A 22,424-nucleotide genomic window follows, 5' to 3' on the forward strand; every position below is an offset into this window, starting at 1 on the left:
GGAGGCCGGCACCCCCCACGGGGTGCCGGCCTCCGGCGTCTGTACGGCTGTGCTCAGCTGTGCGGCCGGGCTCAGTACGCGCTGTCGACGTTGTCCATCGAGCCGTAGCGGTCGGCCGCGTAGTTGCAGGCGGCGACGATGTTGGCGACGGGGTCGTACAGGTCCTTCTTGGTGCCCTTGACGTGGTACCGGTCGAAGGTCGGCTGGATCACCTGGAGAAGGCCCTTGGAAGGGATGCCGTTCTGGGCGTTGATGTCCCAGTTGTTGATCGCCCAGCGGTTGCCGCTGGACTCCCGGATGATGTTGCGGTGGATGCCGCTGTAGGAACCGGGGATGCCTTCCTTCTTCATGATCGACATCGCCTCGCGGATCCAGCCGTCCAGGTTGTTGGCGTAGACGGGCTTGCGCGCGGTGGAGCGGTTGGCGGCCTCGGAGCCGCGCTTCTTCGCGTCGGCCTTGGCCTTGGCGGCCTTCTCGGCCTTGTCCTTCGCGTCGGCGTCGGCCTTGGCCTTCGCCGCCTTCGCCTTGGCCTCGGCGGCAGCCTTCGCCTTCGCGGCGTCGGCGGCCTTCACCAGCTTCTCGGCGGTGGAGTGCTGCTCGATGAGGCTGTCCTGCACGGTCTTGGCCTGCGCGGAGCCCGCTGCGTCGGTGAACGCCACGGGCGCGGCAGCGCCGGCTGCCTGCGGGGCGACCTCGGCCTCGGCGTTCGACGGGACGAGCGAGAAGGTCAGGGAGGCGACGGCCAGGGCCGACACACCGGCCACGGAGATCTTCTGGACCTTGTTCAGACGACGGACACGGCTGGGAATGCGAGTCGCAGACATGTAGGGCTACCTCTTCGAATGCTCAGGTGTCCTCACGGAGGACGAGACCGGAGGCGGCGATGCGCACCTCCGTCGGGGACGAGAGCAATTCTTAGCGGCAGCAAAATCGTGTGGCAAAGGTGTGACGTACGAAGCTGGGTAGTGGAACAGGGTCCTGTTCGTCCGAAATGAACCCTGCTCATGCCCGACTAAATCGCCCTTTTAGCTCCACTAGGTGCGTTCGTAAGTGACGTGCGTCCTATGCCTGGGCTCACATCGGCGAGGTAACAGGCTCACCATTCGTTGCTGGAGCAATCCGGAGCGTTACGTTCCTCATCCGGCAGGATGAGGTGGACGTCCCCGAACTCGTGCCAGAGGTAGCGCCGCTCCAGCGCCGCCTCGTACCCACGACGCAGCGCCTCGCGCCCCGCCACCGCCTCCAGCATCAGCAGGTGCGACGCCTCCGGTTCGTGCAGCCCGGTCAGCAGCCCGTCCACCACCCGCACGCCCCGCCGCGGCGTCACCACCAGATCCGTCCAGCCCGCCGCGGGACGCACCACGCCGTCCGCGTCCGCCGCCGACTCCAGCGCCCGCACCGCCGTCGTACCGACCGCGACCACCCGGCCACCCGCCGTCCGCGCCGCGTTCACCAGCCATGCCGTCGAGGACGGCACCGCGAACCGCTCCGGGTACGGGGGCTCGTGCGCCTCCGCCGACGCCACTCCCGTATCCAGCGACAGCGGAGCGAACTGCACCCCGCGGCTCACCAGCTCCGCCACCAGGGCGGCCGTGAAGGGCCGGGCCGCACTCGGCATCTCCGCCGAACCGCTCCCGTCCGGCGCCCGGACCGCGAACACCGTCTGATAGGCCGAGAGCGGCTGGTCCCGTTCCGTGTACGCGTACCGGATCGGCCGCCCGTACCGCCGCAAGAGCTCCGGCACCCGCTCCGGCGCCCGCGCCCACCACAGCCGCGCCCCCGCCGCGGGCCCCGGGGAATGTCCTGCCGGGCTCGCGGGATCCGGCCCGACCGACCAGCCACCGCCCAGCGGCTCCTCCAGCACCAGCTCCCGCCCGCCCGGCAGCCGCACCACGCAACCGGCCGGCCCGCCCGGACGCGTCACACTGGCCCCCGAAGCGCCGGGCGCCCGCAGCTCCACCGCCCACCGCCCGTCCTCACCCCGCGTCGAGAAGTGCACGACGACCCGCTCGCCGCCCACCCGCCCGTTCACCGCGGCCGGCAGCGTCGCCGACGTGTTCACCACCAGCACGTCCCCGGCCCGCAGCTGCCCGGCCAGCTCCCGGAAGGCGTGGTGCGAGACGGCCGCCCCCCCGGGTCACCAGCAGCCGTACGTCGTCCCGCCCCGCCCCCCGCTGCTCCGCCGGCACCCGGGCCGAGAGCTCCGCGGGCACCCGCAACCCCTCCAGGAGGGAACCGCCTCCCGCGGCCGAGGGGCCCGCCACCGGAACACCACCGCCCCCGTCCCGCCTCGCCGCCCCCACCGCTCTCATCGCGCACCCCCGTCCGCCGCCACCGGCTCCTCCAGCAGCGCCGGAGCGGCGAACCGCCCACTGGCCGGCCGCTCCCGCACCAGCCGCAGGAACGCGGGCACCACGCTCGCGGGCGAGGGCCGCGTCTCCCCGCCATCGTTCGGCACCGCGGCCTCGTACAGATCCGTGTCCATGTCCCCCGGATCGACCGCCCACACCCGCAGCCCGGGCTCCTCCACACCCAGCACCGCCGCCAGCTGGTCCAGCGCCGCCTTCGACGCCCCGTAACCGCCCCACCTCCCGTACGGCTCCGCCGCCGCGTCCGAGCTGACCGTCACCACAGCCCCCGCGGCCGACCCCCGCAGCAGCGGCAACGCCTCCTGTACGAGGCCGAGCGCGGCCACCACATTGGTCTCCAGCGCCTGCCGCAACCCCTCCAGCGACTGCGCCTCCAGCCGGACCAGCGGCTCGGCGCCCAGCACGCTCGCATTGCTCACCAGCAGATCGAGCCCGCCCAGCTCCCCGGCGGCCGCGACCAGCTCCGCCCGGTGCGCCGCGTCCGTGACATCCCCCGGCGCGGCCACCACCCGCGTCCCGTACCGCTCCCGCACCTCCTTCGCCGTCGCCTCCAGCACCCCGGAGGTCCGGGCGTCCAGCACCAGATCCCACCCCTGCCGGGCCAGCGCCTCGGCCAGAGCGCGCCCCAGCCCCTTCGAACCACCCGTGATCAACGCAACCGGCATCGTGACCGTCTCCTCGCACCACCGGCGCCCACCGGGCCGATCCCGGCTGACGCGGAACATCGGCGCCCACCGGACGATCCCGACGACGCGGAACCGGGGCGGCCCCGGCGACTCCAACGTAGGAAGCCGCCCTCGCACCGCGCCTCGCCCAGGAGCCGCACCCGCACCCGGCACTTCGTCCTAGGACCGGAGCGGTCCTAGGACCTGCGACCGGCCACGGGCCGCGACCGGCCTAGGTCCACGGCCCGCCGGCCGCCGTCCTCGGCCCGATACGGCCGCCGTAGCCCCGCCGGTACGGTGATCCCATGAGTCATCGCCCACCGTCGGCCCTCGCCGCGGTGAGTGCCGCGCTGCTCGCCATGAGCCGGCACCTCGAAGTAGGAGACGTCCTCAAGACGATCGTCGCCTCCGCCCGTGAACTGCTCGACGCCCAGTACGCGGCCCTCGGCGTCCCGGACGACCACGGCGGCTTCGCCCAGTTCGTGGTCGACGGCGTCAGCGACGAACAGTGGAAGGCGATCGGCCCGCTGCCACGCCAGCACGGCATCCTCGCCGCGATGCTGCACCAGGCGAAGCCCGAGCGGCTCGCCGACGTCCGCAAGGACCCCCGCTTCGAGGGGTGGCCCGACGCCCACCCCGACATGTCCGACTTCCTCGGCCTGCCCATCACGGACGGCGACGAGATCATCGGCGCCCTCTTCCTCGCCAACAAGCAGTGCCCCAAGCCCGACGGCGGCTGCGGCTTCACAGCGGAGGACGAGGAACTGCTCTCGATCCTCGCCCAGCACGCCGCGATCGCCCTCACCAACGCCCGCCTCTACGAGCGCAGCCGCGAGCTGACCATCGCCGAGGAACGCTCCCGCCTCGCCCACGAGCTGCACGACGCGGTCAGCCAGAAGCTCTTCTCGCTCCGGCTCACCGCCCAGGCCGCCGCCGCCCTCGTCGACCGCGACCCGGCCCGCGCCAAGGGGGAGCTCCAGCAGGTCGCCGCCCTCGCCGCCGAAGCGGTCGACGAGCTGCGGGCCGCCGTCGTGGAGCTGCGCCCGGCCGCCCTCGACGAGGACGGCCTGATCGCCACCCTCCGTACCCAGATCCAGGTCCTGGACCGGGCCCACGCGGCCGCGGTCACCTTCGGGAGCAGCGGGGTACGCGCCCTGCCCGCCGCCCAGGAGGAGGCGCTGCTCCGGGTCGCCCAGGAGGCCCTGCACAACGCCCTGCGCCACTCCGGCGCGGAGAGCGTGGACGTCACCCTGACCCGGCGCGCGGCCGCGACCGTCCTGCGCATCACCGACGACGGCACCGGGTTCGACCCCACCGCAGTCCGGCGCGCGGGCCGCCACCTGGGGCTCGTCTCCATGCGCCACCGGGCCAAGAGCGTCGGCGGCCGACTCACCGTTGTTTCGGAGCCCGGAAAGGGCGCCACGATCGAGATGGAGGTCCCCGGTGGCTGACAAGATCATCAGGGTGCTGCTGGTCGACGACCACCAGGTGGTCCGCCGCGGACTGCGCACCTTCCTGGAGATCCAGGACGACATAGAAGTGGTCGGCGAGGCGTCCGACGGCGCGGAGGGCGTGGCCCGTACCGAGGAGCTCCGTCCCGACGTCGTCCTCATGGACATCAAGATGCCCGGCACCGACGGAATCGAGGCGCTGCGCAGGCTCAGCCAGCTCGACAACCCGGCGAAGGTCCTCATCGTCACCAGCTTCACCGAACAGCGCACGGTGGTTCCCGCCCTGCGCGCCGGAGCCTCCGGTTACGTCTACAAGGACGTCGACCCGGACGCCCTGGCCGGCGCCATCCGCTCGGTCCACGCCGGACACGTCCTGCTCCAGCCGGAGGTCGCCGGCGCGCTCCTCGCCCAGGACGACGCGGGCAGCGGTACGGGCCGGGGGAGCACCCTGACAGAACGCGAGCGGGAAGTGCTCGGCCTCATCGCCGACGGCCGGTCCAACCGGGAGATCGCCCGCGCCCTCGTCCTCTCCGAGAAGACGGTCAAGACCCATGTGTCGAACATCTTGATGAAGCTCGATCTGGCGGACCGCACCCAGGCCGCGCTGTGGGCGGTACGGAACGGGGCCGCAGGCTGACGCGGGCTGAGATTCATACTGTCGGGTGTATGTCACCCGAACGGCGCATCCTTCCGGGCCGTACGGCGTTCTCCAGGACATGCTGCGGCGGCTTGCCGCAGCCTCTCTAGGAGGAACCTGAAGTGAAGAACCTGAAGAAGGCCGCCGCCGTCACCATGATCGCCGGCGGGCTCATCGCCGCCGGTGCCGGCGCGGCCTCCGCGACCGGCCACAGCGGCGCCGACGCCCACGGCGTGGCCGCCCACTCCCCGGGCGTCGCCAGCGGCAACCTGGTCCAGGTCCCGGTCCACATCCCGGTGAACGCGGTCGGCAACACGGTCAACGTGATCGGCCTGCTCAACCCGGCCTTCGGCAACCTCGGCCTGAACCACTGACACCGGGCCCCAAAGCCGGACGGCCCCCCGTTCCCCGGGCCCGTCCGGCTTTTCCCGTTCCCTGCTCCCAGCCCGCGCCCGGCTCACCCTCTCCCAGCCCGTCCGCCGACCCCCACCCACTTCCAGCCCGTCCGGCGTTTGAGGACGGACCCCTCGCGAAGGGGACCTCGCACCAGAACAGGCCCCCCGGCCAGGGGCACCCCCCAGCCCGTCCGGCGCTTGAGGACAAAGGCCCGCGGGCCTACCGTCGAACCTCCTCGCCCTCCACATACGCGTTGTAGGCCGCCACCTGAGCCCGCCGAGCCACCCGCTCCACCGGCCGCAACGCGGCCCCCCGCGCCGCGATCTCCGACGCGCTCACAGCACCCCCGTGCCCTGATCCGTACGCCACCGAGACCAGCAGCCCCACCCGCTGCGCCAGCTCCAGCACCCGCACCGCCCGCGGCGGATACCCGGGCGCCAGCACCTCGCGCCCGCGGCCCCCCTCCGCCCGCGCCCGGTACGCGTCCACCGCCGCTTCCGCCACCGGACCGGAACCGGCCACGTCCAGCCGGGACAGCACCGCCGTCGCATCCCGCAACGCCTCCGCCAGCTCCCGCTCCGCCTCGCTCAGCGACGGCACGTCCGCCGGCGGCGCCTCCCGCACCGGCAGCACCCGCCACACCACCTCGACGTGCAGATCTCCCTCAGGACCGGCCTCGCTCACCTCCGGGACCAGCCCGTACGGCACCCCCGAGACCACCACCGCCTCCTCGGCCTCCAGCGCCCGCGCGTTGAAGTCGGGCGGACCGCTCAGCCCCAGCGGATGCCCCGGCACCGGCAGCGCGACCCGGAAACCGGTCGCCCCCAGCCCCCGCAGCCGGCCGAGCGCCAGCGTGAGCCCGACCGGCCCCGCCTCACCCGGCAGCCCCTCGACGCGGTGCAGCGCGTCCTCCCCGACAATCGCGAGAGCCGCGTCGTCCGGCGGGACAAGTCCCGCCAGAAGCGCGTTCCCCCAGGCGGCCAACAACCCTGAACGTGGTTCCACAAGCATGGAGACAGCCTAGGGAACGGACCTCACGGCCGGAGCACTCGCACGGTGGCGTAGGTTTTCCCTGGGACTGTGCCCACAGGCACGCGACGATCTCGACGAGACTGCATGGGGAGACAACGCGCTCATGAGCGATGTACTGGAGCTGGTGGACGTATCCGTGGTCCGCGACGGACGCGCTCTGGTGGACGACGTCTCCTGGTCGGTCAAGGAGGGGGAGCGCTGGGTCATCCTGGGCCCCAACGGCGCCGGCAAGACGACGCTCCTCAACCTCGCGTCCAGCTACCTCTTCCCGAGCAAGGGAACGGCCACGATCCTCGGCGAGCAGTTGGGCGGCGTCGGCACCGACGTCTTCGAGCTCCGCCCTCGGGTCGGCATGGCGGGCGTGGCGATGGCCGACAAGCTGCCCAAGCGGCAGACCGTCCTGCAGACGGTGCTCACGGCCGCGTACGGCATGACCGCCACCTGGCACGAGAACTACGAGGCCGTCGACGAGGAGCGCGCCCGCGCCTTCCTGGACCGCCTCGGCATGACCGAGTACCTGGACCGCAAGTTCGGCACGCTCTCCGAAGGAGAGCGCAAGCGCACCCTGATCGCCCGCGCGATGATGACCGACCCCGAACTGCTGCTCCTCGACGAGCCGGCGGCCGGGCTCGACCTCGGTGGGCGTGAGGACCTGGTCCGCCGCCTGGGCCGGCTCGCCCGCGACCCGTACGCCCCCTCCATGATTATGGTCACCCACCATGTCGAGGAGATCGCGCCCGGGTTCACCCACGTCCTGATGATCCGCCAGGGCAAGATCCTCGCGGCCGGACCCATGGAGACCGAGCTCAGCTCCCGTAACCTCTCGCTCTGCTTCGGCCTGCCGCTGATCGTCGAGCACACCGGCGACCGCTACACCGCCCACGGCCTGCCGCTCTCCTGACCGGACGCCCACCCGCACCCGCCCCGGCGGCCGGTATGGCGCAATCCGCCAAGTAATCAGCGCAGTTGACCACCCCTGCGCCCTGTCGGTGACGCACCGACGGTCCTACGATGACCATGTGGACATCGACGCATGGGTGTGGTGGCTGATCGTCGCGGCGGGGCTGGGCATTCCCCTCGTCCTGACCGCGATGCCCGAGTTGGGAATGTTCGCCGTCGGGGCGCTGGCCGCATCGGTCGTCGCCGCGCTCGGCGGCGGCATCGTGGCCCAGGTGCTGGTCTTCGTCGGGGTGTCGGTGGCGTTGCTCGTCGTCGTCCGCCCGATCGCCGCCAGACACCGGGCCGGACAGACGGGGCACGCCAGCGGTATCGACGCCCTGAAGGGCCGTCAGGCGGTCGTCCTGGAACGGGTGAGCGCCGACGGCGGCGGCCGTATCAAGCTCGCCGGTGAGGTCTGGTCGGCGCGCTCGCTGGACGAGGACCAGGTCTTCGAGCCCGGCCGGCAGGTCGATGTCGTGGACATCGACGGAGCGACGGCCGTCGTCATGTGAGCGAACCGTGCACGAGGCGGGTCCAGTTCTGCGAGACTCGAAGTCGATCATGTCGATCATCATGAGATCCGTCGGCAACCGAAGGGCACGAGAGACACGATGCAACCGATCATCATCGTCCTGATCATTCTGGTGGTGCTCGTCTTCATCGCCCTGATCAAGACGATCCAGGTCATCCCGCAGGCCAGCGCCGCCATCGTGGAGCGCTTCGGCCGCTACACGCGCACCCTGAACGCGGGCCTGAACATCGTCGTCCCGTTCATCGACTCGATCCGCAACCGGATCGACCTCCGCGAACAGGTCGTGCCCTTCCCCCCGCAGCCGGTGATCACCCAGGACAACCTGGTCGTCAACATCGACACCGTCATCTACTACCAGGTGACCGACGCCCGGGCCGCGACCTACGAAGTCGCCAGCTACATCCAGGCGATCGAGCAGCTCACCGTCACCACCCTCCGCAACATCATCGGAGGCATGGACCTGGAGCGCACCCTCACCTCCCGCGAGGAGATCAACGCGGCCCTGCGCGGTGTCCTCGACGAGGCGACCGGCAAGTGGGGCATCCGCGTCAACCGCGTCGAGCTCAAGGCGATCGAACCGCCCACCTCCATCCAGGACTCGATGGAGAAGCAGATGCGCGCCGACCGCGACAAGCGCGCCGCGATCCTCACCGCCGAGGGCATCCGGCAGTCCCAGATCCTCACCGCCGAAGGCGAGAAGCAGTCCGCGATCCTGCGCGCCGAGGGCGAGTCGAAGGCAGCGGCCCTCAGGGCCGAGGGTGAGGCCCAGGCCGTCCGCACGGTCTTCGAGGCCATCCACGCCGGAGACCCGGACCAGAAGCTGCTCTCGTACCAGTACCTCCAGATGCTCCCGAAGATCGCCGAGGGCGACGCCAACAAGCTCTGGATCGTGCCCAGCGAGATCGGCGACGCCCTCAAGGGCCTCAGCGGAGCCTTCGGCAACCTCGGCGGCGGTGGAGGCCCGGGCTTCAACACCGGCGGCAACGGCAATGGCAATGGCGGCAACGGCGGTAATGGAGGCAACGGCGGCAACAGTGGCAACCCCAACGGGGGAAACTCCGGTGGCACCGCCGTCGAACGGCGCGAAGAACCCCCGGTCTACTGACCCCCACCCCCTTCGTGCATGATCAGTGAGGCCCCTCGACCTTCATGGCGGGGAGGCATCACTGACCATCGAAGGAGATGGCCTTGTCCATCTGGGAAATACTCGCCGTCTTCGCGGCGGGAGTCGGTGCGGGCACGATCAACACGATCGTCGGCTCAGGCACCCTGATCACCTTCCCCGTCCTGCTCGCCACCGGCCTCCCGCCGGTCACCGCCACCGTCTCCAACGCGCTCGGCCTCATCCCCGGCTCCATCAGCGGAGCCATCGGTTACCGCAAGGAGCTCGCCGGCCAACGCCGCCGCATCCTCAGACTGAGCGTCGGAGCGGCCATCGGCGGCCTCACCGGAGCCACCCTCCTGCTCGCCCTGCCCTCCACGGCGTTCGAGACGATCGTCCCGGTCCTGGTCGCCCTGGCCCTCGTCCTGGTGATCCTGCAACCACGCATCAGCAAAGCCGTCCAGCGCCGCCGCGAGCGCACCGGCACCCCGGCCCGCCCCGACGGCGGCCCGCTCCTCTTCGCCGGCCTGACGCTCGCCAGCATCTACGGGGGCTACTTCACCGCCGCCCAGGGGATCATCTACCTCTCCCTGATGGGCATGCTGGTCGACGACACGATCCAGCGTCTCAACGCGGTGAAGAACGTCCTGGCCGCCGTGGTCAACAGCATCGCCGCGCTGTTCTTCCTCTTCGTCGCGGACTTCGACTGGACTGCGGTCGTCCTGATCGCGGTCGGCTCGGCCATCGGCGGCCAGATAGGGGCCAAGGTCGGCCGTCGCCTCAGCCCCACCCTCCTGCGCGCCCTGATCGTCGTCGTCGGCACCGCGGCCATCGTCCAGCTGCTGCTCCGCTGACACACGTGGGCCCGCCCCTCGGAGGGACGGGCCCACGGATACAGCATCAGGCGTACGTCGACTGCGCCACCGTTCTAGGCCGCAGCGGCCCGGTCCAGCCACTCCGGCAGCGCCGACCGGTCGCCCGCCCCCATCGCCAGCAGCATCGCCTCGGCGGGGGAGGGGACGAACGGCTGCTTCAGCAACGGCATCCCCGCCTGCTCCGGCGTCCGGGCCGCCTTGCGGTGGTTGTCCTCGGCGCAGGAGGCCACCGTGTTCAGCCAGGTGTCCTGACCTCCCTGGGCCCGCGGCACCACGTGGTCGACGGTGGACGCCCGCCGCCCGCAGTACGCACACCGGTGCTGGTCCCGGATCAGCACGCCCCTTCTGGACCACGGCGCCTGTCTTCGGAACGGCACCCGTACGTACCGGCAGAGCCTGATGACCCGGGGCACCGGAATGTCCACGGCGGCACCGCGCATACGGAGCTCGGGATGCGACTGCTCGACGACGGCCTTGTCCGTCAGGATCAGGACCACCGCACGGTTGAGCGTCACTGTCGACAGCGGCTCGAAGCTCGCGTTGAGAACCAGCGTGTCACGCATCCTGCCCACCTCCCGTGTGCCGCCCGCCCCCTGGCAGGCCCGGATCAACTCTGGCTGGGCAGGCCGCGATGGACAACGCAATAAAAAATGCCCTGCTCTGGTCTCTCCAAGACCAGAGCAGGGCAAACAACAGGCGAACTAATCGCCGGCGGGAGCCTCGTACTCACCGATCAGCTGAGCCCGCCCCAGCGTGTGGAACCGGAGGTTGAACCCGACCACCGCGGGCGAGGAGTCACTGTCGATGCCGAGCTTCTCGGTGTCCACCGCGTACACGGTGAACACATAGCGGTGGTTCTCCCCGGCGGGCGGCGCGGCCCCGCCGAACTCCTTCGACCCGTAGTCGTTACGGGCCTGGACGGCACCCTCGGGCAGCCCGTCGAACGCACCGCTGCCCGCACCGGCCGGCAGCTCGGTCACCGACGCCGGGATGTCGAAGACCACCCAGTGCCAGAAACCGCTCCCCGTCGGGGCGTCCGGGTCGAAACACGTCACGGCGAAGCTCTTGGCCTCCGCCGGGAAACCCTCCCACCGCAGGTGCGGCGAAGTGTTCCCGGACGCAAGCACCTGGGCCTCACCCAGCACGGCCCCCGGCGCGAGGTCCTTGCTCGTCACGGTGAACGCATGGACCTCCGGATGGAAGTCGTGCGGCAGCGGGGCCCTCTTCGGCTCGGTCACGTCTGGCACCTCTCCTGCTCGGTTCGTCTGCCTTCCCACCCGACCCTAGAGCCAGTTGCGCTGGCCGCCGACCTGGGCCAGCCACTGGTTGAGGTAGGCCGCCCAGTCGGTCTGGTGGAAGTCTTCGAGACCGACCTTGAACGCGCGGTAGGAGTCGCTGCCCTCGCTGAACAGCCCCGGCTTCTTGTCCATCTCCAGGATCACGTCCATCTCACGGTCGTCCGCGACGAACGTCAGCTCGACCTGGTGAAGCCCGCGGTACTGCTGCGGCGGTACGAACTCGATCTCCTGGTAGAAGGGCAGCCGCTGACGCGAGCCGCGGATGTGACCGCGCTCCATGTCCGCACTACGGAAGCGGAAGCCCAGCTGCCCGAAGGCGTCCAGGATGGCCTGCTGTGCCGGCAGCGGGTGCACGTTGATGGGGTCCAGGTCACCGGAGTCCAGCGCGCGGGCGATCTCCAGCTCGGTGGTCACCCCGATGTCCATCCCGCGGAGGTGCTGACCGGCGAGCATCGTGACCGGCGTCTCCCAGGGGATCTCCAGCCCGAACGGCACCACGTGCACCGCCCCCGCCTGCACCTCGAAAGCACCACCGAGCCGCACCTTGGCGAACTCGATGTTCTGCTTGGTCTCCTGGTCACCGCCCTCGACCTCGACCCGTGCCTGCAGACCGACGGAGAGCCCCTCGATCTGCTGGGCCACCGATCCGCCCTGGATCCGCACCTCGCCCTGGACGACCCCACCGGGGACGACGTTCACCTCGGTGAGCTCGGTCTCCACCGAGGCACCACCGGCACCCATGCTCGCGAGCAGCCGCTTGAAGCCCATGTTCACTCCTTCTTGGTCCTGACCCCTAGATACGCGCCATGACCGTAGCCGGTTCCCGCGCTCGCCCTCCCAGTACCCTCGGACGCCATGACCAAGGGCTCCGACCGCACACCGCTCACCCGCGACTTCTTCGACCGCTCCGTCCTGGAGGTCGCCCCCGATCTCCTGGGCCGCACCCTCGTCCGCCGCAGCGACGAGGGCACGATCGAAGTACGCCTCACCGAGGTGGAGGCGTACGCCGGTGAGGTCGACCCCGGCTCGCACGCGTTCCGGGGCCGCACGGCCCGCAACAGCGTGATGTTCGGCCCGCCCGGCCATACGTACGTCTACTTCACCTACGGGATGTGGCACTGCCTCAACCTGGTCTGCGGCCCGGAAGACCACGCGAGCGGAGTGCTGCTCCGGGCCGGCGAGATCAATGTGGGCGCAGGCCTGGCCCGCGTACGACGGGTCTCGGCCCGCAGTGACAAGGAACTGGCCAAAGGCCCGGCCCGCCTCGCCACCGCCCTCGACGTCGACCGCACGCTGAACGGCAGCGACCTCTTCGCCGGCCCCACGCCGGCGCTGTCCGTGCTCCACGGCACCGCGCCCCCGCGTGACCAGGTACGCAGCGGCCCCCGCACGGGAGTCGGCGGCGACGGGGCGCACCAGCCATGGCGCTTCTGGATCGAGAACGACCCCACGGTGAGTCCGTACCGTGCCCACGCTCCCCGCCGCCGCCCGGCGAAGTGACGGGCCATGAGCGACTTGACGGGCCCTGGGTGGACGCCTAATGTAGTCCGAGCCACTTGACACGGGTACAGCTGTCGGCACGGTCCATCGGACCGGACCGAGCAACCCGAAGAGGCCAAACCACTACCTACGACTCACCCTGGCGGGTGCGAATTCGGCATGCCCGTAATTCGCTCGACAGGCTCGATTATGAGCTGCCAAGGGAATGGGCTAACGTAGTGAACACGCCGAAAGGCAAGGCCACTCCACAGGCCACCGGAAATCGAATTCGGACCGGAAACGGAACGAAAAGAGTCTGGTAAAGTTGGAACCGCTGGAAAGGGAAAACGCGAAAGCGAAGAACCTCGAAAGCACCCCGCTTCGACCGGGAATCGGACACGAAAGAGTCTGATAGAGTCGGAAACGCAAGAACGAAGGGAAGCGCCCGGAGGGCCCCGGTGAAACGGGACCGAAGGAAGCGTCCGTTCCTTGAGAACTCAACAGCGTGCCAAAAGTCAACGCCAGATATGTTGATACCCCGGCCTGCTTCGGCAGGTTGGTGGTTCCTTTGAAAAGTCCTGCACGGATCACTTCGGTGACACCGGGCAGGCAATTACACAGCGAGGACGCTGAGAGCAACGGGTCTTATTCCGACCGGTTGTTCCGCTCTCGTGATGTGTGCACCCGATTACGGGTAAACATTCACGGAGAGTTTGATCCTGGCTCAGGACGAACGCTGGCGGCGTGCTTAACACATGCAAGTCGAACGATGAAGCCTTTCGGGGTGGATTAGTGGCGAACGGGTGAGTAACACGTGGGCAATCTGCCCTTCACTCTGGGACAAGCCCTGGAAACGGGGTCTAATACCGGATAACACTCTGTCCTGCATGGGACGGGGTTAAAAGCTCCGGCGGTGAAGGATGAGCCCGCGGCCTATCAGCTTGTTGGTGGGGTAATGGCCTACCAAGGCGACGACGGGTAGCCGGCCTGAGAGGGCGACCGGCCACACTGGGACTGAGACACGGCCCAGACTCCTACGGGAGGCAGCAGTGGGGAATATTGCACAATGGGCGAAAGCCTGATGCAGCGACGCCGCGTGAGGGATGACGGCCTTCGGGTTGTAAACCTCTTTCAGCAGGGAAGAAGCGAAAGTGACGGTACCTGCAGAAGAAGCGCCGGCTAACTACGTGCCAGCAGCCGCGGTAATACGTAGGGCGCAAGCGTTGTCCGGAATTATTGGGCGTAAAGAGCTCGTAGGCGGCTTGTCACGTCGGATGTGAAAGCCCGGGGCTTAACCCCGGGTCTGCATTCGATACGGGCTAGCTAGAGTGTGGTAGGGGAGATCGGAATTCCTGGTGTAGCGGTGAAATGCGCAGATATCAGGAGGAACACCGGTGGCGAAGGCGGATCTCTGGGCCATTACTGACGCTGAGGAGCGAAAGCGTGGGGAGCGAACAGGATTAGATACCCTGGTAGTCCACGCCGTAAACGTTGGGAACTAGGTGTTGGCGACATTCCACGTCGTCGGTGCCGCAGCTAACGCATTAAGTTCCCCGCCTGGGGAGTACGGCCGCAAGGCTAAAACTCAAAGGAATTGACGGGGGCCCGCACAAGCAGCGGAGCATGTGGCTTAATTCGACGCAACGCGAAGAACCTTACCAAGGCTTGACATATACCGGAAAGCATCAGAGATGGTGCCCCCCTTGTGGTCGGTATACAGGTGGTGCATGGCTGTCGTCAGCTCGTGTCGTGAGATGTTGGGTTAAGTCCCGCAACGAGCGCAACCCTTGTTCTGTGTTGCCAGCATGCCCTTCGGGGTGATGGGGACTCACAGGAGACTGCCGGGGTCAACTCGGAGGAAGGTGGGGACGACGTCAAGTCATCATGCCCCTTATGTCTTGGGCTGCACACGTGCTACAATGGCCGGTACAATGAGCTGCGATGCCGCGAGGCGGAGCGAATCTCAAAAAGCCGGTCTCAGTTCGGATTGGGGTCTGCAACTCGACCCCATGAAGTCGGAGTTGCTAGTAATCGCAGATCAGCATTGCTGCGGTGAATACGTTCCCGGGCCTTGTACACACCGCCCGTCACGTCACGAAAGTCGGTAACACCCGAAGCCGGTGGCCCAACCCCTTGTGGGAGGGAGCTGTCGAAGGTGGGACTGGCGATTGGGACGAAGTCGTAACAAGGTAGCCGTACCGGAAGGTGCGGCTGGATCACCTCCTTTCTAAGGAGCATCTAGATTCCGCAAGGAATCGAGAGCCACTACGTCGACAAATGTTCGACGGTGGTCAGCTCATGGGTGGAACGTTGACTATTCGGCGCGACAGGTTGATCACTGCTAGTACTGCTCCTCGGAGCGTGGAATGTGGTGGTGGATCGGTCGGGCCGGGCACGTTGTTGGGTATCTGAGGGTACGGGCTCGTTTGAGTCTGTCCTTCGGTTGCCGGCCCCAGTGAACTCGTCCTAGGACGGGGTGATGGGTGGCTGGTCGTTGTTTGAGAACTGCACAGTGGACGCGAGCATCTGTGGCCAAGTTTTTAAGGGCGCACGGTGGATGCCTTGGCACCAGGAACCGATGAAGGACGTGGGAGGCCACGATAGTCCCCGGGGAGCTGTCAACCAAGCTTTGATCCGGGGGTTTCCGAATGGGGAAACCCGGCAGTCGTCATGGGCTGTCACCCGCTGCTGAACACATAGGCAGTGTGGAGGGAACGAGGGGAAGTGAAACATCTCAGTACCCTCAGGAAGAGAAAACAACCGTGATTCCGGGAGTAGTGGCGAGCGAAACTGGATGAGGCCAAACCGTATGTGTGTGATACCCGGCAGGGGTTGCGCATGCGGGGTTGTGGGATCTCTTTTTCATAGTCTGCCGACTGTGAGACGAGTCAGAAACCGTTGATGTAGGCGAAGGACATGCGAAAGGTCCGGCGTAGAGGGTAAGACCCCCGTAGCTGAAACATCAACGGCTCGTTTAAGAGACACCCAAGTAGCACGGGGCCCGAGAAATCCCGTGTGAATCTGGCGGGACCACCCGCTAAGCCTAAATATTCCCTGGTGACCGATAGCGGATAGTACCGTGAGGGAATGGTGAAAAGTACCGCGGGAGCGGAGTGAAATAGTACCTGAAACCGTGTGCCTACAAGCCGTGGGAGCGTCGCTGTATGTGCTTGCACATGCAGTCGTGACTGCGTGCCTTTTGAAGAATGAGCCTGCGAGTTAGCGGTGTGTAGCGAGGTTAACCCGTGTGGGGAAGCCGTAGCGAAAGCGAGTCCGAATAGGGCGATTGAGTTGCACGCTCTAGACCCGAAGCGGAGTGATCTAGCCATGGGCAGGTTGAAGCGGAGGTAAGACTTCGTGGAGGACCGAACCCACCAGGGTTGAAAACCTGGGGGATGACCTGTGGTTAGGGGTGAAAGGCCAATCAAACTCCGTGATAGCTGGTTCTCCCCGAAATGCATTTAGGTGCAGCGTCGTGTGTTTCTTGCCGGAGGTAGAGCACTGGATAGGCGATGGGCCCTACCGGGTTACTGACCTTAGCCAAACTCCGAATGCCGGTAAGTGAGAGCACGGCAGTGAGACTGTGGGGGATAAGCTCCATGGTCGAGAGGGAAACAGCCCAGAGCATCGACTAAGGCCCCTAAGCGTACGCTAAGTGGGAAAGGATGTGGAGTCGCAGAGACAACCAGGAGGTTGGCTTAGAAGCAGCCACCCTTGAAAGAGTGCGTAATAGCTCACTGGTCAAGTGATTCCGCGCCGACAATGTAGCGGGGCTCAAGCGTACCGCCGAAGTCGTGTCATTCATACACATAGGGCCAACGCCCGTATGGATGGGTAGGGGAGCGTCGTGTGCCGGGTGAAGCAGCCGCGGAAGCGAGTTGTGGACGGTTCACGAGTGAGAATGCAGGCATGAGTAGCGATACACACGTGAGAAACGTGTGCGCCGATTGACTAAGGGTTCCTGGGTCAAGCTGATCTGCCCAGGGTAAGTCGGGACCTAAGGCGAGGCCGACAGGCGTAGTCGATGGACAACCGGTTGATATTCCGGTACCCGCTTTGAAACGCCCAGTACTGAATCAGGCGATGCTAAGTCCGTGAAGCCGGCCCGATCTCTTCGGAGTTGAGGGTAGTGGTGGAGCCGATGAACCAGACTTGTAGTAGGTAAGCGATGGGGTGACGCAGGAAGGTAGTCCAGCCCGGGCGGTGGTTGTCCCGGGGTAAGGGTGTAGCCCGTGTGGTAGGTAAATCCGTCACACGTTAAGGGTGAGACCTGATGCCGAGCCGATTGTGGTGAAGTGGATGATCCTATGCTGTCGAGAAAAGCCTCTAGCGAGTTTCATGGCGGCCCGTACCCTAAACCGACTCAGGTGGTCAGGTAGAGAATACCGAGGCGTTCGGGTGAACTATGGTTAAGGAACTCGGCAAAATGCCCCCGTAACTTCGGGAGAAGGGGGGCCATCACTGGTGATTGGATTTACTCCATGAGCTGGGGGTGGCCGCAGAGACCAGCGAGAAGCGACTGTTTACTAAAAACACAGGTCCGTGCGAAGCCGTAAGGCGATGTATACGGACTGACGCCTGCCCGGTGCTGGAACGTTAAGGGGACCGGTTAGTGCACTTTCGGGTGTGCGAAGCTGAGAACTTAAGCGCCAGTAAACGGCGGTGGTAACTATAACCATCCTAAGGTAGCGAAATTCCTTGTCGGGTAAGTTCCGACCTGCACGAATGGCGTAACGACTTCTCGACTGTCTCAACCATAGGCCCGGTGAAATTGCACTACGAGTAAAGATGCTCGTTTCGCGCAGCAGGACGGAAAGACCCCGGGACCTTTACTATAGTTTGATATTGGTGTTCGGTTCGGCTTGTGTAGGATAGGTGGGAGACTTTGAAGCGGCCACGCCAGTGGTTGTGGAGTCGTCGTTGAAATACCACTCTGGTCGTGCTGGATGTCTAACCTGGGTCCGTGATCCGGATCAGGGACAGTGTCTGATGGGTAGTTTAACTGGGGCGGTTGCCTCCTAAAGAGTAACGGAGGCGCCCAAAGGTTCCCTCAGCCTGGTTGGCAATCAGGTGTTGAGTGTAAGTGCACAAGGGAGCTTGACTGTGAGACCGACGGGTCGAGCAGGGACGAAAGTCGGGACTAGTGATCCGGCAGTGGCTTGTGGAAGCGCTGTCGCTCAACGGATAAAAGGTACCCCGGGGATAACAGGCTGATCTTCCCCAAGAGTCCATATCGACGGGATGGTTTGGCACCTCGATGTCGGCTCGTCGCATCCTGGGGCTGGAGTCGGTCCCAAGGGTTGGGCTGTTCGCCCATTAAAGCGGTACGCGAGCTGGGTTTAGAACGTCGTGAGACAGTTCGGTCCCTATCCGCTGCGCGCGCAGGAATATTGAGAAGGGCTGTCCCTAGTACGAGAGGACCGGGACGGACGAACCTCTGGTGTGCCAGTTGTCCTGCCAAGGGCATGGCTGGTTGGCTACGTTCGGAAAGGATAACCGCTGAAAGCATCTAAGCGGGAAGCCTGCTTCGAGATGAGTATTCCCACCCCCTTTGAGGGGTTAAGGCTCCCAGTAGACGACTGGGTTGATAGGCCAGATGTGGAAGCCCGGTAACGGGTGGAGCTGACTGGTACTAATAGGCCGAGGGCTTGTCCTCAGTTGCTCGCGTCCACTGTGTTGTTCCCGGGTTGCGAACAGTTATCGCACCGGTTGAACAGTTTCACTACTTAATTGAAGAGTGTGCTTGTTCGCTAGAACCCGATAGGGTTTCGGTGGTCATTGCGTTAGGGAAACGCCCGGTTACATTCCGAACCCGGAAGCTAAGCCTTTCAGCGCCGATGGTACTGCAGGGGGGACCCTGTGGGAGAGTAGGACGCCGCCGAACAATCTTTCAAGGACCCCTGGTCCCAGCGTTCACGCTGGGACCAGGGGTCCTTTTGTTTTTGTCGAAGCGCGTCGGACGGTCGGCTGCGCGAGAATGTCTGTGGTACCCGAAGACAGGAGTCACACCCATGTCCACCAACTCTCCCGACGATCGTCCGGAGCGCGAGCCGCGTCGCCGGGACGGTGGTGACCGGGGCGGTTTCCGCGGTGGTCGTGACGACCGGTCCGGTTCCCCAGCTCCTCGCCGTGACAACGACCGCGGCCCTCGCCGCGATGACAGCCGGCCGACCGGCGGTGGCGCCGGTGGCGGCTTCCGCCGCGATGACCGGGATCGTGACCGGGACCGCGGGCCGCGTCGTGATGACAACCGGGGCGGTAGTTCCGGCGGCGGTTTCCGCCGTGACGACAACCGGGCCGGTAGCACCGGTGGTGGGTTCCGTCGTGACGACAACCGTGGCGGCAGCACCGGCGGTGGCTTCCGTCGCGACGATGATCGTGGCGGTCGCCCCAGTGGTGGCGGGTTCGAGCGTCGTGACGACCGGCCCCGTGGGCCGCGTCGCGACGACGACCGCCCCAGCGGCGGCGGCTTCCCCCGTGACGACCGTGCCGGCAAGGCCGGTGGTGGCTTCCGCCGCGATGACAACCGTGGCGGCGGCTCCGGCGGCGGTTTCCGCCGTGACGATCGTGGTGGTCGGCCCGCTGGTGGTGGGTTCGAGCGTCGTGACGACCGGCCGCGTGGGCCGCGTCGCGACGACGACCGCCCCAGCGGCGGTGGCTTCCGTCGTGACGACAACCGTGGCGGTAACACCGGTGGTGGGTTCCGTCGTGACGATGATCGTGGCGGCAGCACCGGTGGTGGGTTCCGTCGTGACGATGATCGTGGCGGTCGCCCCAGTGGTGGCGGGTTCGAGCGTCGTGACGACCGGCCGCGTGGGCCGCGTCGCGACGATGACCGCCCCAGCGGTGGTGGCTTCCGTCGTGACGACAACCGTGGCGGCAGCACCGGTGGTGGGTTCCGTCGTGACGATGATCGTGGCGGTCGCCCCAGTGGTGGCGGGTTCGAGCGTCGTGACGACCGGCCGCGTGGGCCGCGTCGCGACGATGACCGCCCCAGCGGTGGTGGCTTCCGTCGTGACGACAACCGTGGCGGCAGCACCGGTGGTGGGTTCCGTCGTGACGACAACCGCGGTGGCAGCACCGGCGGTGGCGGCTTCCGCCGTGACGACCGGGACCGTGATCAGGCCCGTGGGCCTCGTCGCGATGACGACCGTGGTGGTTACCGCGGTGGTCAGCAGCGTGACGACAGCCGTGGCGGCCGTCCCAGTGGTGGTGGGTTCGAGCGTCGTGACGACCGGCCGCGTGGGCCGCGTCGCGACGACGACCGCCCCAGCGGCGGTGGCTTCCGCCGTGACGACAACCGTGGCGGTGGCTCCGGTGGCGGTTTCCGCCGTGACGATCGTGGTGGTCGGCCCGCTGGTGGCCAGCGGGCCGACCGTGACCGTGGCGGATTCCGTGGCCGGGACGACCGGGACCGGGACCGGGACCGTGAGCCGATCAAGCGGCTGCCCATTCCCGACGACGTCACCGGTCAGGAGATCGACAAGGACGTACGCCAGGAGCTCATGAGCCTGCCGAAGACCCTTGCCGAGGATGTCGCGCGCAACCTCGTCATGGTGGCCCGGCTGCTCGACGAGGACCCGGAGGAGGCGTACGCGTACGCCCGTATCGCTCTGCGGCTGGCCTCGCGCGTCGCCGCCGTCCGGGAAGCGGCCGGGTTCGCGGCCTACGCGACGCAGAGGTACGCAGAGGCGCTCGCCGAGTTCCGGGCGTCCCGGCGGATGACCGGGTCCGTGGACCTGTGGCCCGTCATGGCGGACTGTGAGCGTGGCCTCGGCCGGCCCGAGCGGGCGATGGCCATGGCCGGCGAGCCCGAGGTGCAGAAGCTGGACAAGGCCGGCCAGGTCGAGATGCGGCTGGTGGCCGCCGGAGCCCGTCGTGACATGGGGCAGATCGATGCCGCCATCGTCACGCTGCAGGGCCCCGAGCTCGCCTCCAGCTCCGTCCAGCCGTGGACACCGCGTCTTCGCTACGCCTACGCGGACGCGCTGCTCGAGGCGGGGCGCGAGGACGAGGCCCGTGAGTGGTTCGGCAAGGCACTGGAGGCCGACAAGGACGGCTCGACCGACGCGTCGGACCGGCTGGCCGAGCTGGACGGTGTGGAGTTCGTCGATGCCCTGGGTGACGACGAGGTCGTGGAGTCCGCCGAAGCCGCTGAGGCCGTCGGCACTGTTCCGTCCGTCGACGACGCGCCCGAGGGCGACGACGAGGGCCACGCGGACGACGAGGACGGGGACGGGGACGAGCGTGGCGACGAGGCTGCCAAGGCCTAGTCGCTGAATCGGAAAGGGGCGGTACTCCCTCGGGAGTGCCGCCCCTTTCTGTTTGTCCCTCGGCCTCGTCAGTCGGTGGTCAGGCTGCGCATGACCAGGCCCGTCGCCGGCTTCGGGCCGAAGGATGTCGACTTACGGGGCATGGTGACGCCCTGCCTGGCCAGGTCCCGGACGACCTCTTCGCGTACCGGGTGCATCAGCACCGCCGTGGCGCCGAGGCGCTCGGCCTGCTCGACGGCCGCCTCGGTGTCGTGGATGTAGCCGATGTGCTCGGGGGCGTCGGGGATCTGCCAGACGTCGTCCAGCAGCGCCGAGTGGAGGACCGTCGCGTCCAGGGTGCGCCACGCCTCGGGGCGGTCCGTCCGGATCGTGCGGGCCAGCAGGGCCGGGTCCGGGCGGTCCACCAGGTGGAAGCCGCCGTCGCCGGCGAGGAGGAACGCGTTGCCCTCCGCCGCCGCGCCGGCCAGGGCGTCGAGCGCGCGGGGGAGCGGGCCCTCGACCGTACGGACCCGGAAGAGGTCCGCGAGTCCTTCGAGGGCCCGGGCAGCCGGCAGGCCGCGCAGCAGCCGGTGGATCGCGCGGACCTGGAGCGGGTGGCGGGTCGTGTCGACGAGGAGGACGAGGCCGAAGTCCCAGGGGCCCGGCGCGGTCTGTTCCCGCTGGAGCCGGAGGTAGGTGGCCCAGCGGTGGTGGCCGTCGGCGATCAGCGCCTGGTGCCGGGCCAGGTCCGTCTCGATCTCGGTGCGCTCGGCCGGGTCCGTGACGGCCCAGAGGCGGTGGTGGAACCCGTCCTCCGTCGTGGTGGAGAGCAGCGGGGGGCGCTCGGCCGTGCGCTCGATGACCGCCGCGGCGCCTTCCTCGGCCCCGTCGCTGCGGTAGGTCAGCAGCAGCGGTTCCAGGTGGGCCTGCATCGTGCGCATCAGCTCCGCGCGGTCCGCGACGATGTCGTCCATGACGTCCTCGTGCGGCAGCACGATCCCGTCGGCGGCGGGGGAGAGGACCAGGGCGCCGATCAGGCCGCGCTGGAGGATCTCGTCGTTGCGCTGCTCGTAGACGTACAGGGTGGGTGCCGGGTCCGGGGCGATGACGCCTTCGGCCAGCCAGCGCTCCAGTGTCCTCGCCGCCTGCCGGTGCCGGTCCTCGGCGGTGTCCGCCTGGGGGAGGATGAGGCGCACGATGTTGTGAGGGTCCGCCGATTCCAGGTGGTGCAGACCGTCCGGTCTGACGACCACGTCGTACGGCGGCGAGGTCACCGCGGCAAGGCTGCCGACCCGCTCGGGGACATAGCGCAGTCCGCGGAACGGGATCAGCCGCAGCCCCTGCTCGTCGGGACCTGAAGTGTTCATTTGAGCATCGTATGTGTGCATGGGGCATGC

17 protein-coding genes, 3 rRNA genes and 1 pseudogene are annotated in these 22,424 nt (G+C 67.5%); 13 read left to right on the top strand and 8 right to left on the bottom strand.

The features are described from left to right. Positions 1-71: 71 nt before the first annotated feature. The 3 genes and pseudogenes from ACK8N7_RS29430 to ACK8N7_RS29440 all read right to left on the bottom strand — a co-directional run bounded on the left by ACK8N7_RS29430 (position 72) and on the right by ACK8N7_RS29440 (position 3,034). Complete coding sequence (locus ACK8N7_RS29430) at positions 72-824, bottom strand: transglycosylase SLT domain-containing protein (RefSeq protein ID WP_500444533.1); 753 nt, start codon at positions 822-824, stop codon at positions 72-74. Between the two features lie 272 nt (positions 825-1,096). After that, positions 1,097-2,312: pseudogene (locus ACK8N7_RS29435) on the bottom strand (S-adenosylmethionine:tRNA ribosyltransferase-isomerase). Next, the gene (locus tag ACK8N7_RS29440; protein WP_403217457.1) at positions 2,309-3,034 is read right to left on the bottom strand and encodes an SDR family NAD(P)-dependent oxidoreductase; all 726 of its coding nucleotides are present in this window, start codon (positions 3,032-3,034) and stop codon (positions 2,309-2,311) included. The pseudogene ACK8N7_RS29435 and the gene ACK8N7_RS29440 overlap by 4 nt, the downstream one beginning before the upstream one ends. Before the next feature lie 305 nt (positions 3,035-3,339). On the opposite strand from ACK8N7_RS29440, the gene ACK8N7_RS29445 reads away from it, so the two are divergent. The 3 genes from ACK8N7_RS29445 to ACK8N7_RS29455 all read left to right on the top strand — a co-directional run bounded on the left by ACK8N7_RS29445 (position 3,340) and on the right by ACK8N7_RS29455 (position 5,496). Beyond that, a complete protein-coding gene (locus ACK8N7_RS29445; RefSeq protein ID WP_403217459.1) occupies positions 3,340-4,485 on the top strand; it encodes a GAF domain-containing sensor histidine kinase in 1,146 nt (381 codons plus the stop codon). Then, positions 4,478-5,122 carry a response regulator gene (locus ACK8N7_RS29450; protein WP_031125490.1) on the top strand — a complete coding sequence of 215 codons (645 nt, stop codon included), beginning with the start codon at positions 4,478-4,480 and terminating at the stop codon, positions 5,120-5,122. Before ACK8N7_RS29445 ends, ACK8N7_RS29450 begins: the two co-directional genes overlap by 8 nt. Before the next feature lie 122 nt (positions 5,123-5,244). Beyond that, the gene (locus ACK8N7_RS29455) at positions 5,245-5,496 is read left to right on the top strand and encodes a chaplin (RefSeq protein WP_403217461.1); all 252 of its coding nucleotides are present in this window, start codon (positions 5,245-5,247) and stop codon (positions 5,494-5,496) included. Between the two features lie 241 nt (positions 5,497-5,737). Here ACK8N7_RS29455 and ACK8N7_RS29460 read toward each other — a convergent pair whose 3' ends face one another. After that, positions 5,738-6,529 (bottom strand): Rv1486c family protein, encoded by a 792-nt coding sequence (locus tag ACK8N7_RS29460; RefSeq protein WP_403217463.1) that lies wholly within the window; start codon positions 6,527-6,529, stop codon positions 5,738-5,740. 124 nt (positions 6,530-6,653) lie between these two features. On the opposite strand from ACK8N7_RS29460, the gene ACK8N7_RS29465 reads away from it, so the two are divergent. The 4 genes from ACK8N7_RS29465 to ACK8N7_RS29480 all read left to right on the top strand — a co-directional run bounded on the left by ACK8N7_RS29465 (position 6,654) and on the right by ACK8N7_RS29480 (position 9,977). Then, positions 6,654-7,451, top strand: a complete 798-nt coding sequence (locus tag ACK8N7_RS29465; RefSeq protein WP_403217465.1) for an ABC transporter ATP-binding protein — start codon at positions 6,654-6,656, stop codon at positions 7,449-7,451. Positions 7,452-7,569: 118 nt separating this feature from the next. After that, positions 7,570-8,001, top strand: coding sequence for an NfeD family protein (locus tag ACK8N7_RS29470; RefSeq protein WP_018512269.1), 432 nt, complete (start codon positions 7,570-7,572; stop codon positions 7,999-8,001). 99 nt (positions 8,002-8,100) lie between these two features. After that, positions 8,101-9,126 carry an SPFH domain-containing protein gene (locus ACK8N7_RS29475; RefSeq protein WP_403217467.1) on the top strand — a complete coding sequence of 342 codons (1,026 nt, stop codon included), beginning with the start codon at positions 8,101-8,103 and terminating at the stop codon, positions 9,124-9,126. Positions 9,127-9,203: 77 nt separating this feature from the next. Next, entirely contained in the window at positions 9,204-9,977 is a 774-nt protein-coding gene (locus ACK8N7_RS29480; RefSeq protein ID WP_403217469.1) for a sulfite exporter TauE/SafE family protein, read from the top strand. Between the two features lie 74 nt (positions 9,978-10,051). Here ACK8N7_RS29480 and ACK8N7_RS29485 read toward each other — a convergent pair whose 3' ends face one another. From ACK8N7_RS29485 to ACK8N7_RS29495, 3 genes are all read right to left on the bottom strand, one after another. Continuing rightward, entirely contained in the window at positions 10,052-10,561 is a 510-nt protein-coding gene (locus tag ACK8N7_RS29485; protein ID WP_015607712.1) for an HNH endonuclease, read from the bottom strand. A gap of 138 nt (positions 10,562-10,699) precedes the next feature. Beyond that, positions 10,700-11,236 carry a YbhB/YbcL family Raf kinase inhibitor-like protein gene (locus tag ACK8N7_RS29490; RefSeq protein ID WP_403217471.1) on the bottom strand — a complete coding sequence of 179 codons (537 nt, stop codon included), beginning with the start codon at positions 11,234-11,236 and terminating at the stop codon, positions 10,700-10,702. 45 nt (positions 11,237-11,281) lie between these two features. Next, entirely contained in the window at positions 11,282-12,064 is a 783-nt protein-coding gene (locus tag ACK8N7_RS29495) for a sporulation protein (protein WP_403217473.1), read from the bottom strand. An 87-nt stretch (positions 12,065-12,151) separates the two neighbouring features. On the opposite strand from ACK8N7_RS29495, the gene ACK8N7_RS29500 reads away from it, so the two are divergent. From ACK8N7_RS29500 to ACK8N7_RS29525, 6 genes are all read left to right on the top strand, one after another. Further along, positions 12,152-12,796 carry a DNA-3-methyladenine glycosylase gene (locus tag ACK8N7_RS29500; protein WP_403217475.1) on the top strand — a complete coding sequence of 215 codons (645 nt, stop codon included), beginning with the start codon at positions 12,152-12,154 and terminating at the stop codon, positions 12,794-12,796. 680 nt (positions 12,797-13,476) lie between these two features. Beyond that, positions 13,477-15,002, top strand: a 16S ribosomal RNA gene (locus ACK8N7_RS29505). A 303-nt stretch (positions 15,003-15,305) separates the two neighbouring features. Beyond that, a 23S ribosomal RNA gene (locus ACK8N7_RS29510) occupies positions 15,306-18,431 on the top strand. A gap of 111 nt (positions 18,432-18,542) precedes the next feature. Beyond that, positions 18,543-18,659 (top strand): 5S ribosomal RNA (gene rrf / locus ACK8N7_RS29515). The 16S, 23S and 5S rRNA genes sit together here, the layout of an rRNA operon. A gap of 206 nt (positions 18,660-18,865) precedes the next feature. Continuing rightward, positions 18,866-20,284, top strand: coding sequence for a hypothetical protein (locus tag ACK8N7_RS29520; protein WP_500444534.1), 1,419 nt, complete (start codon positions 18,866-18,868; stop codon positions 20,282-20,284). Further along, a complete protein-coding gene (locus ACK8N7_RS29525) occupies positions 20,281-21,048 on the top strand; it encodes a tetratricopeptide repeat protein (RefSeq protein WP_500444535.1) in 768 nt (255 codons plus the stop codon). The genes ACK8N7_RS29520 and ACK8N7_RS29525 overlap by 4 nt, the downstream gene beginning before the upstream one ends. 68 nt (positions 21,049-21,116) lie before the next feature. Here the strand turns inward: ACK8N7_RS29525 and ACK8N7_RS29530 are convergent, their stop codons facing one another. Next, positions 21,117-22,394 (bottom strand): DUF1015 family protein, encoded by a 1,278-nt coding sequence (locus ACK8N7_RS29530; RefSeq protein WP_500444536.1) that lies wholly within the window; start codon positions 22,392-22,394, stop codon positions 21,117-21,119. Positions 22,395-22,424: the final 30 nt, after the last annotated feature.

This window comes from Streptomyces griseobrunneus (assembly GCF_046713465.1).
In the GTDB taxonomy this organism is placed as follows: Bacteria; Actinomycetota; Actinomycetes; order Streptomycetales; family Streptomycetaceae; genus Streptomyces; species Streptomyces microflavus.

Bases quoted from the DNA above. Each gene is read 5' to 3' on its own strand.
- ACK8N7_RS29460 (WP_403217463.1), bottom strand. From the start codon at position 6,529: ATGCTTGTGGAACCACGTTCAGGGTTGTTGGCCGCCTGGGGGAACGCG.
- ACK8N7_RS29445 (WP_403217459.1), top strand. From the start codon at position 3,340: ATGAGTCATCGCCCACCGTCGGCCCTCGCCGCGGTGAGTGCCGCGCTG.
- ACK8N7_RS29430 (WP_500444533.1), bottom strand. From the start codon at position 824: ATGTCTGCGACTCGCATTCCCAGCCGTGTCCGTCGTCTGAACAAGGTC.
- ACK8N7_RS29495 (WP_403217473.1), bottom strand. From the start codon at position 12,064: ATGGGCTTCAAGCGGCTGCTCGCGAGCATGGGTGCCGGTGGTGCCTCG.
- ACK8N7_RS29500 (WP_403217475.1), top strand. From the start codon at position 12,152: ATGACCAAGGGCTCCGACCGCACACCGCTCACCCGCGACTTCTTCGAC.
- ACK8N7_RS29480 (WP_403217469.1), top strand. From the start codon at position 9,204: ATGGCCTTGTCCATCTGGGAAATACTCGCCGTCTTCGCGGCGGGAGTC.
- ACK8N7_RS29475 (WP_403217467.1), top strand. From the start codon at position 8,101: ATGCAACCGATCATCATCGTCCTGATCATTCTGGTGGTGCTCGTCTTC.
- ACK8N7_RS29530 (WP_500444536.1), bottom strand. From the start codon at position 22,394: ATGAACACTTCAGGTCCCGACGAGCAGGGGCTGCGGCTGATCCCGTTC.
- ACK8N7_RS29525 (WP_500444535.1), top strand. From the start codon at position 20,281: ATGAGCCTGCCGAAGACCCTTGCCGAGGATGTCGCGCGCAACCTCGTC.
- ACK8N7_RS29485 (WP_015607712.1), bottom strand. From the start codon at position 10,561: ATGCGTGACACGCTGGTTCTCAACGCGAGCTTCGAGCCGCTGTCGACA.
- ACK8N7_RS29465 (WP_403217465.1), top strand. From the start codon at position 6,654: ATGAGCGATGTACTGGAGCTGGTGGACGTATCCGTGGTCCGCGACGGA.
- ACK8N7_RS29440 (WP_403217457.1), bottom strand. From the start codon at position 3,034: ATGCCGGTTGCGTTGATCACGGGTGGTTCGAAGGGGCTGGGGCGCGCT.